Raw genomic sequence first — 8,301 nt, forward strand, 5'->3', positions numbered from 1 at the left:
GGGCGGGGGGGGCCCGGGGGGGGCCCCCCCCCCCCGGGGGGGGGGGGGCCCCGCCCCGGGGGGGGGGGGGGGGGGGGGGGGGGGGGGGGGGGGGGGGGCCCCCCCCCCCCCGCACCGGTGGCGGCCGCCGGCGCGGGGGCGCCGGAGACCGTCAGATGTCGATGACCCGGTACGCGATGGTGTAGACGCCGCCGGACCCCTCGAGCGAGCGGTACTGGACCTCCGCGCCCGCCTCGCTGCCGGTGGCGAGCGTCGACCCCAGCTTGTCGTCGGGGCTCGTGGTGTCGTAGTCCCACAGCGTCATGGTGCGGGCCTGCTGCTTGCCGAGGACGAGGGCCGCGTTGCCGTTCCCGTCCGTCATCGACCGCACGTAACCCGGGCCCATCGTCTGGTACTTGAGGCTTCCGGGCCACACCTTCACGGCGTTGCCGTTGGCGTCGGTGACCTTCAGGTAGGCCTCGTCGTGATCGCCCTCGCTCTGCTGGTGGCAGGTCAGCTCCAGCAGCTCGATACGGACGTAGTCGATCGGCTCGGCCTGGGCCGCGCCGGCGAACCCGGCGACGCCGGTGAGCGAGAGCAGGGCGGCCGTGGCCACTCGAGCGATTCCACGCGTCATGTCGGTTCCCCCTTGGGTGTGTCGCCCCGCGTACGTCCCTGCGGGGCCGTGCCGTCCCCCGGCACGCGAACCACCATGCCCGCCCGCCCGGCCCCCGATCCACGCGCGTTCCACTGAGCGGAACACGCCCGGGCAGTCCCGCGCCGGGACCGCCCGGCCGTCGCCCCACGGGCCCGTCACGGGACCGCCCGCGCCCCGTTCCCGGCCCCGTTCCCGCCCCCGGCACCGGTGAGCGCGCGGGTGATGCCGGCGGCCGTCTCGGCGACCCGGCCCGCCACCACGTCCAGCCGCTGACCCGCCTCCACCATCGCGGCCACCGCCCCCACCACGGTCCCCGCCGGGGACCGCACCGGCAGGGCGGCGCAGCACACCCCCGCCACCACCTCCTCCCGGTCCAGCACCGCGCCCCCGCGCACCGGGCCGCGCAGCGCCCTGCCCAGCGCGGTGTCCAGCGCGAACGCGTCGCCGTCCCGCACCGGTACGAGCGGCTCCACGCGGCCCGGCACCGAACACACCGTCAGGGCCCGCTCCTCGCGCAGCACGGCCAGGACGACGCTGCCGCCGGTCGCCGCCCGCAGCCGGTGCAGCGGCAGGCGGCCCGCCGCGCGCAGCCCCGGGTGCGGCTGCCAGGCCTGGCCGAGCCGGTAGAGCTGGGCGCCCAGCCGGTAGCGCAGACCGCGGCGCTCGACGGCCTCCATGGCCACCAGTTGCTCCAGCAGCCGGTGCGCCGTGCTCTTGGGCACGCCGCACGCGAGCGCCAGCTCGGTCACCCCCGCCTCCTCGCCGTGCTGCCGCAGGGCCTCCAGCAGCGCGAAGGCCCCCTCCAGCACCCCTCTTCCCCGGCTCTTCGTCCGCGCGTGTACGGCTGCGTCCATGACATCCCCCCGGATGGCGTGGCCCGGCCGCGTCCCCCGAACAGCCGCGGCCCCGGCGCTTGGTGTTCCGCGGCCATGTTCCCCGGACCGGCGCGCCGGGCGAAACCGTTCCGCCGTGTCGCCCCGCATCCCGTGCCGGCGGGTCACGAGCCGGACCCCGCCCGGAGGGTCACCGCCCGGCGCCTCCGGACCGGGCGGCGCCGTCACCCGGGCCGGCGCCGTCACCGCACGTCGCCTGCTCCTGGAACACCCGCAGCGCGTCGTCGATCGGGTGGGGCAGCGGCCTCCCGGAGGAGTCCCGCTGGTTCCACCGCATCAGGTTCACCGCGACGGACATCTGGCGCTTGCCGTCGGCCCGGGTCAGGGACACCGTCCCCGCTCCCCAGGCCGTGCCGTCGTGCCCCCAGAAGGTGCCGCAGCCCGGGACGGTGACCTTGTGCAGTCCGAGGCCGTACTCGACTCTCGTGCCGTCCAGGGCGATGACCGGCACCGTGCGCTGCATCTCCGCCAGCGCGGCCCGGCCGACGATCCGGCCGCCGAGCAGCCCGGCGTAGAAGCGGTTGAGGTCCTCCATGGTCGACACCAGACCGGCGCCCATCATCACCCAGGACATGTTGTAGACGCTGTAGTCACGCGGCGGGTCGATCAGGCCGTACAGCCCCTCGTACATCCGCGGGTGCGGTCCCTCGATGCGCGGGCCGTCGGGGAACCCGGTGTGCCGCAGCCCGGCCCGCTCGATGACGTTCCGGGTGATGTACTCCCGCGCCGGGGTGCCGGTCACCCGTTCCAGGAGCTGCCCGAGGAGCTCGTAATTGGTGTTGGAGTACACCCCCGGGGAGCCTCCCGGCTCGCCGGCGGGAGGCGCCGAGAGTCCCAGCTCGATCAGCTCGGCCGGGCTGAACTCCTGGAACCGGTTGGCGTCCACGCTCTTCGCCGACGCGTCCGGCGAGGTCGGGAACCCCTGGAGGGACGGGAAGGCGTAGGGGATGTGGTCGGGGATGCCGCTGGTGTGGTTGATCAGCATCCGTACGGTGATCCTCCTGCCGCGCTCCCCGGGCACCAGCTCCGGCAGGTAGTCGCCGATCGGCCCGTCCAGCCGTATCCGGCCGCGCTCGACCTGCTGCATGACCGCGGCGGCGACGAAGGTCTTGGTGACGCTCCCGACGCGCTGCCGCATCCCGGGCGTGACGGGACGGCCGGTCCGCACGTCGGCGACCCCGGCCGCGCCGCGCCAGGTCCGGCCGGAGTCACGCACCTCGGCGAACACCCCCGGTATCCCCGCGCGGTGGACCTCCTCCAGGGCGGACTCCAGCCGGGCGGTGTCGAACGCGGCGGGGCCCGCGCCCGGGACCGGTGCGCCCCTCGTGCCACCGGAGGCGGGGACCGCCGTCACCATGCCCGCGCACACACCCAGCGCGGCCACGCCCGCGCACCACAGCATCCGTATCCTCATGGCTCCAGGTCCTTTCACGCGGCCAGGGCGCGGCGGAGGGCGGCGCCGATCTCGGCGATCTGCCGCTGGGACACATCGGCGGACAGGATCGCCTGGGACCCGTGGAAGGTGCCGGGCCACTGGTGCAGTTCGACCGGCACGCCCGCCTGGAGCAGGCGCAGCGCGTACGTGATGTCCTCGTCGCGGTTCGGGCAGAGTTCGGCGGTCGTGATGTGGGCGGGCGGCAGCCCGGAGAGGTCGGCGGCCCGCGCGGGGGCGGCGTACGGGGTCGCGGGCGCGGAGCCCAGGTAGTGCCGCCACGAGGCGCCGACCTTGGCCCGGGTCATCCAGGGCGTGTCGGTGAAGGTGCGCGCCGACCACGTCTCCTGCCGGTCGTCGAGCCCCGGCTGGTTGAGGAGCTGGAAGCGGATCGGCGGCCCCTGCTCGTCCCGCGCCCGCAGGGCCACGCCCGCGGCGATGCCGCCACCGGCGCTGTGCCCGCCGACCGCGATCCGCTCGGGGTCGACGCCGAGCTCCTCGCTGTGCGCGGCCGTCCAGAGCAGTGCGGCGTACGCGTCGTCGAAGGCGGCCGGGAAGGGGTGCTCGGGCGCCAGGCGGTAGCCCACCGAGACCACCACCGCCCCGGAGAGGGCCGCGATCCGGGCGGCCCACGGGTGCTCGGTGTCCAGGTCGCCGAAGACGCCCCCGCCGCCGTGCAGCCAGACGATGGCGCCCTGGGCCCCGTGCGGGCGGTAGACGCGCACCGGCACGTCCGGATCGGCGGGAACGGTACGGTCCACGACCTCCATGGCCGAGGTGTCCGGTGGCGGCGCCGCGGCGGCACGCTCGGCGAAGTGCTTGCGCGCGGTGACCGGGTCGTCGAGGTCGAGGTCGGGGAGGAACGGGAGGAACGCTTCGAGTTCGGGATCCATGCGAGCCATCCTCACGGCCGCCCCCGGCCGGGTCATCCGCCGTCCGTCGCGCGTTCCGCCCCGGTCACGCGCCGGACGGCGCGCCTCCGCGCTCCGGCGCGGCCCGCCACACGGGGCCGTCGACGTCGTGGTCGTCGAAGTGCCCGTCCCCCCGGGCCACTTCGGCCCCTTGTCATGGGCCACGTCCCCCACGCCGAGCACCCGCCGGCCGGCCTCCCGCACCCGCCCCCCACCCGGGCCGACCAGCAGGTGAGACGGGCGGCGGAGGGGGCGGGGCGGGCGGCAGGATGGGGGCGTGACCGTCATCGACATCCCCGGCTCCAAGTCCGTCACCGCACGCGCCCTGTTCCTGGCCGCCGCGGCCGAGGGCACCACCACGCTCGTCCGGCCGCTCGTCTCCGACGACACCGAGGGGTTCGCCGAGGGCCTCCTCGCGCTCGGGTACGACGTCCGGCGCGAGCCCGGGGCCTGGCAGGTGCGGGGCCGCCCGGCCGGGCCGGCCGCCGGCACCGCGGACGTGTACTGCCGCGACGGCGCCACCACCGCCCGGTTCCTCCCGGCGCTCGCCGCCGCCGGGCACGGCGACTTCCGGTTCGACGCCTCCGCGCAGATGCGCCGCCGCCCGCTCGGCCCGCTGACGAGCGCGCTGCGCACCCTGGGCGTGGACCTGCGCCACGAGCGGGCCGAGGGCCACCACCCGCTGCGGATCGCCGCGTCCGGGATCAAGGGCGGCGCCCTCACCCTGGACGCGGGGCAGTCGTCCCAGTACCTCACCGCCCTGCTGATGCTCGGCCCGCTCACCGCCGAGGGCCTGACGATCACCGTCACGGACCTGGTCTCGGAGCCGTACGTCGGGATCACCCTGGCGATGATGCGCTCCTTCGGCGCCCGGCCCACCCGCGAGGGCGACGTCTTCACCGTCCCGCCCACCGGCTACCGGGCCACCACGTACGCCGTCGAGCCCGACGCCTCCACCGCGAGCTACTTCTTCGCCGCCGCCGCCCTCACCGGCCGCGAGGTCACCGTCCCCGGCCTCGGCACCGGCGCCCTCCAGGGCGACCTGGGCTTCGTGGACGTCCTGCGGCGGATGGGCGCCGACGTGTCGGTCACCCCCGACGGCACCACCGTGCGCGGCACCGGCCGCCTCGGCGGGCTCACCGTCACCATGCGGGACATCTCCGACACCATGCCGACCCTCGCCGCCCTCGCCCCGTACGCCGACGGCCCCGTCCGCATCGAGGACGTCGCCAACACCCGCGTCAAGGAGTGCGACCGGCTGGAGGCGTGCGCCGACAACCTCCGGCGCATGGGCATCACCGTCACCACCGGCCCGGACTGGATCGAGATCCTGCCCGGCACGCCGCGCCCCGCCGAGATCACCACGCACGGCGACCACCGCATCGTGATGTCCTTCGCCGTCACGGGGCTGCGCACACCCGGCGTTTCCTTCGACGACCCCGGCTGCGTACGCAAGACCTTCCCGGACTTCCACACCCGCTGGAAGGAGTTCACCTCCGCGCCTTGGGGGATGCCGGGTCCGGGCGCGGCGGGGATGCGGCAAGAATGGGGGGCATGAGCGACAGCCCAGCCCCCCTCGCAGACCCGCACATCGCCTTCGACCCGGCCGGAGGCCGCCGGGACGTCGTCGTCCTCGGTTCCACCGGGTCCATCGGTACCCAGGCCATCGACCTGGTGCTGCGCAACCCCGACCGCTTCCGCGTCACCGCCCTGTCCGCCGCCGGCGGCCGGGCCGGGCTCCTCGCCGAGCAGGCGCACCGGCTGCGGGTGCGCACGGTGGCCGTGGCGCGCGAGGACGCGGTGCCCGAGCTGCGCGAGGCGCTGGAGGCCCGGTACGGCTCCGAGCCGCTGCCCGAGGTCCTCGCCGGACCGGACGCGGCCACCCAGGTGGCGGCCTCCGACTGCCACACGGTGCTCAACGGCATCACCGGCTCCATCGGCCTCGCGCCGACCCTCGCCGCCCTGGAGGCGGGCCGCACCCTGGCCCTCGCCAACAAGGAGTCGCTGATCGTCGGCGGCCCGCTGGTGAAGGCCCTCGCCAAGCCGGGCCAGATCATCCCGGTCGACTCCGAGCACGCCGCGCTCTTCCAGGCGCTCGCCGCCGGCACCCGCGCCGACGTCCGCAAGCTGGTCGTCACGGCCTCCGGCGGCCCCTTCCGCGGCCGTACGAGGGCGGAGCTGGAGCACGTCACCCGCGAGGACGCCCTGGCGCACCCCACCTGGGCCATGGGCCCGGTGATCACGGTGAACAGCGCCACGCTCGTGAACAAGGGCCTGGAGGTCATCGAGGCGCACCTGCTCTACGACATTCCCTTCGAGCGGATTGAGGTGGTGGTGCACCCGCAGTCGTATGTCCACTCGATGGTCGAGTTCACCGACGGGTCCACCCTTGCGCAGGCCACGCCGCCCGACATGCGCGGCCCCATCGCCATCGGCATCGGCTGGCCCGAGCGCGTCCCCGACGCCGCGCCCGCCTTCGACTGGTCCAAGGCCTCCACCTGGGAGTTCTTCCCGCTCGACACCGAGGCCTTCCCGTCCGTCGGGCTCGCCCGGCGCGTGGGCGAGCTGGGCGGCACCGCCCCGGCGGTGTTCAACGCGGCCAACGAGGAGTGCGTGGAGGCGTTCCTCGACGGACGGCTGCCGTTCAACGGCATCATGGACACGGTCACCGCGGTGGTCGCCGAGCACGGCGCCCCGGCCGGTGGAACGTCCCTGACCGTGCCGGACGTCCTGGAGGCGGAGACCTGGGCCCGGGCCCGGGCCCGGGAACTGACGGCGAAGGCGACCGCGGAGGCTCGCGCATGACGATTCTGTTGACGGTCCTCGGCATCGCGCTGTTCGCGGTCGGGCTGCTCTTCTCCATCGCCTGGCACGAGCTCGGCCACCTCTCCACGGCCAAGCTCTTCGGCATCCGCGTGCCCCAGTACATGGTGGGCTTCGGCCCCACCGTCTGGTCGCGGCGGAAGGGCGAGACGGAGTACGGCATCAAGGCCATCCCGGCCGGCGGCTACATCCGCATGATCGGGATGTTCCCGCCCGGTGACGACGGCCGCATAGAGGCCCGGTCCACGTCCCCGTTCCGCGGCATGATCGAGGACGCCCGCTCGGCGGCGTACGAGGAGCTCCAGCCCGGCGACGAGACCCGGCTGTTCTACACGCGCGCGCCGTGGAAGCGCGTCATCGTGATGTTCGCCGGACCCTTCATGAACCTGGTCCTGGCCGTCGCGATCTTCCTCGGCGTCTCGATGACCTTCGGCTACGCGACCCAGACGACCGAGGTCGCCGGTGTGCAGAAGTGCGTCATCGAGCAGAGCCAGAAGCGCGACACCTGCCGCAAGGGCGACCCGGTGTCGCCCGCGCACGCCGCCGGGCTCCGGAAGGGCGACCGGATCGTCGCCTTCGACGGGAAGCCGGTCGACGACTGGGGCACGCTCTCCCAGCGCATCCGCGACACCATCGGCCCCGCCGACCTCACCGTCGTCCGCGACGGCGAGGAGCTCACCCTGCGCCCCACGCTGATCAAGAACGAGGTGGTCCGGAAGGACGAGGACGGCGAGGTCGTCGAGGGCCAGTACGTGCCGGCCGGCTACCTCGGGTTCGCGGCGAAGACCGAGATCATGCCGCTCAGCTTCGGCCAGTCCGTGGACCGCATGGGCGACATGATCGAGAACGGTGTCGAGTCCATCGTCGCCCTGCCGTCCAAGATCCCCGACCTCTGGAACGCGGCCTTCGGTGACGGCGAGCGCAAGGCGGACTCCCCGGTGGGCGTGGTCGGTGCCGCGCGGATCAGCGGCGAGGTGATGAACCTGGACGTCCCCACCCAGAACATCGTCGCGACCTTCCTCACGCTGCTCGCCGGGTTCAACCTGTCGCTGTTCCTCTTCAACATGCTGCCGCTGCTCCCACTGGACGGCGGGCACATCGCCGGCGCGCTCTGGGAGTCCCTGCGACGGAACGTGGCGAAGGTCTTCCGGCGGCCCGACCCCGGACCGTTCGACGTGGCCAAGCTGATGCCGGTCGCCTACGTGGTGGCGGGGATCTTCATCTGCTTCACGCTGCTCGTCCTGGTGGCGGACATCGTCAACCCGGTGAAGATCTCCTAGTCATTTCGTAGACACGCCACAGGCGGACGCGTGAACGACGACGGCCGGACACCCCGTGGTGTCCGGCCGTGTCATGGGAGGGCTGTAATCTCGAAGCCGGAGCCCGCCGATCTCGGGACCTCGATCCACACCTTGGGGTTGCACAGCAGATGACCGCGATTTCTCTCGGTATCCCGTCCGTTCCGACCAAGCTGGCCGACCGCCGTGTCAGTCGCAAGATCCAGGTCGGGTCGGTGGCCGTCGGTGGTGACGCGCCGGTGTCGGTGCAGTCGATGACGACGACGCGGACCTCGGACATCGGTGCCACGCTTCAGCAGATCGCCGA

General features: G+C 74.1%; 8 protein-coding genes. 4 read left to right on the forward strand and 4 right to left on the reverse strand.

Annotated elements, in window-relative coordinates; genetic code table 11:
* Positions 1-151: 151 nt before the first annotated feature.
* The 4 genes from ACF068_RS32115 to ACF068_RS32130 form a co-directional block, all read right to left on the reverse strand.
* The gene (locus ACF068_RS32115; protein ID WP_392277843.1) at positions 152-616 is read right to left on the reverse strand and encodes a hypothetical protein; all 465 of its coding nucleotides are present in this window, start codon (positions 614-616) and stop codon (positions 152-154) included.
* Positions 617-792: 176 nt separating this feature from the next.
* Entirely contained in the window at positions 793-1,491 is a 699-nt protein-coding gene (locus ACF068_RS32120) for an IclR family transcriptional regulator (protein ID WP_392277844.1), read from the reverse strand.
* Between the two features lie 169 nt (positions 1,492-1,660).
* Positions 1,661-2,944 carry a serine hydrolase domain-containing protein gene (locus ACF068_RS32125; RefSeq protein ID WP_392277845.1) on the reverse strand — a complete coding sequence of 428 codons (1,284 nt, stop codon included), beginning with the start codon at positions 2,942-2,944 and terminating at the stop codon, positions 1,661-1,663.
* A 14-nt stretch (positions 2,945-2,958) separates the two neighbouring features.
* Positions 2,959-3,855 (reverse strand): alpha/beta hydrolase, encoded by an 897-nt coding sequence (locus ACF068_RS32130; protein WP_392277846.1) that lies wholly within the window; start codon positions 3,853-3,855, stop codon positions 2,959-2,961.
* A gap of 295 nt (positions 3,856-4,150) precedes the next feature.
* On the opposite strand from ACF068_RS32130, the gene aroA reads away from it, so the two are divergent.
* The 4 genes from aroA to ACF068_RS32150 form a co-directional block, all read left to right on the forward strand.
* A complete protein-coding gene (aroA, locus tag ACF068_RS32135) occupies positions 4,151-5,431 on the forward strand; it encodes a 3-phosphoshikimate 1-carboxyvinyltransferase (protein WP_392277847.1) in 1,281 nt (426 codons plus the stop codon).
* Positions 5,428-6,678, forward strand: a complete 1,251-nt coding sequence (gene dxr, locus ACF068_RS32140) for a 1-deoxy-D-xylulose-5-phosphate reductoisomerase (protein WP_392277848.1) — start codon at positions 5,428-5,430, stop codon at positions 6,676-6,678. The genes aroA and dxr overlap by 4 nt, the downstream gene beginning before the upstream one ends.
* Entirely contained in the window at positions 6,675-7,976 is a 1,302-nt protein-coding gene (locus ACF068_RS32145) for a M50 family metallopeptidase (protein ID WP_392277849.1), read from the forward strand. The genes dxr and ACF068_RS32145 overlap by 4 nt, the downstream gene beginning before the upstream one ends.
* Positions 7,977-8,125: 149 nt before the next feature.
* A partial coding sequence (locus ACF068_RS32150) for a flavodoxin-dependent (E)-4-hydroxy-3-methylbut-2-enyl-diphosphate synthase (RefSeq protein ID WP_392277850.1) occupies positions 8,126-8,301 on the forward strand: 176 nt, incomplete at its 3' end.

Origin of the sequence: Streptomyces sp. NPDC016309, from assembly GCF_043077235.1 — a bacterium.
Taxonomy (GTDB): Bacteria; Actinomycetota; Actinomycetes; order Streptomycetales; family Streptomycetaceae; genus Streptomyces.

Bases quoted from the DNA above. Each gene is read 5' to 3' on its own strand.
- ACF068_RS32120 (WP_392277844.1), bottom strand. From the start codon at position 1,491: ATGGACGCAGCCGTACACGCGCGGACGAAGAGCCGGGGAAGAGGGGTG.
- dxr (WP_392277848.1), top strand. From the start codon at position 5,428: ATGAGCGACAGCCCAGCCCCCCTCGCAGACCCGCACATCGCCTTCGAC.
- ACF068_RS32125 (WP_392277845.1), bottom strand. From the start codon at position 2,944: ATGAGGATACGGATGCTGTGGTGCGCGGGCGTGGCCGCGCTGGGTGTG.
- ACF068_RS32115 (WP_392277843.1), bottom strand. From the start codon at position 616: ATGACGCGTGGAATCGCTCGAGTGGCCACGGCCGCCCTGCTCTCGCTC.
- ACF068_RS32130 (WP_392277846.1), bottom strand. From the start codon at position 3,855: ATGGATCCCGAACTCGAAGCGTTCCTCCCGTTCCTCCCCGACCTCGAC.
- ACF068_RS32145 (WP_392277849.1), top strand. From the start codon at position 6,675: ATGACGATTCTGTTGACGGTCCTCGGCATCGCGCTGTTCGCGGTCGGG.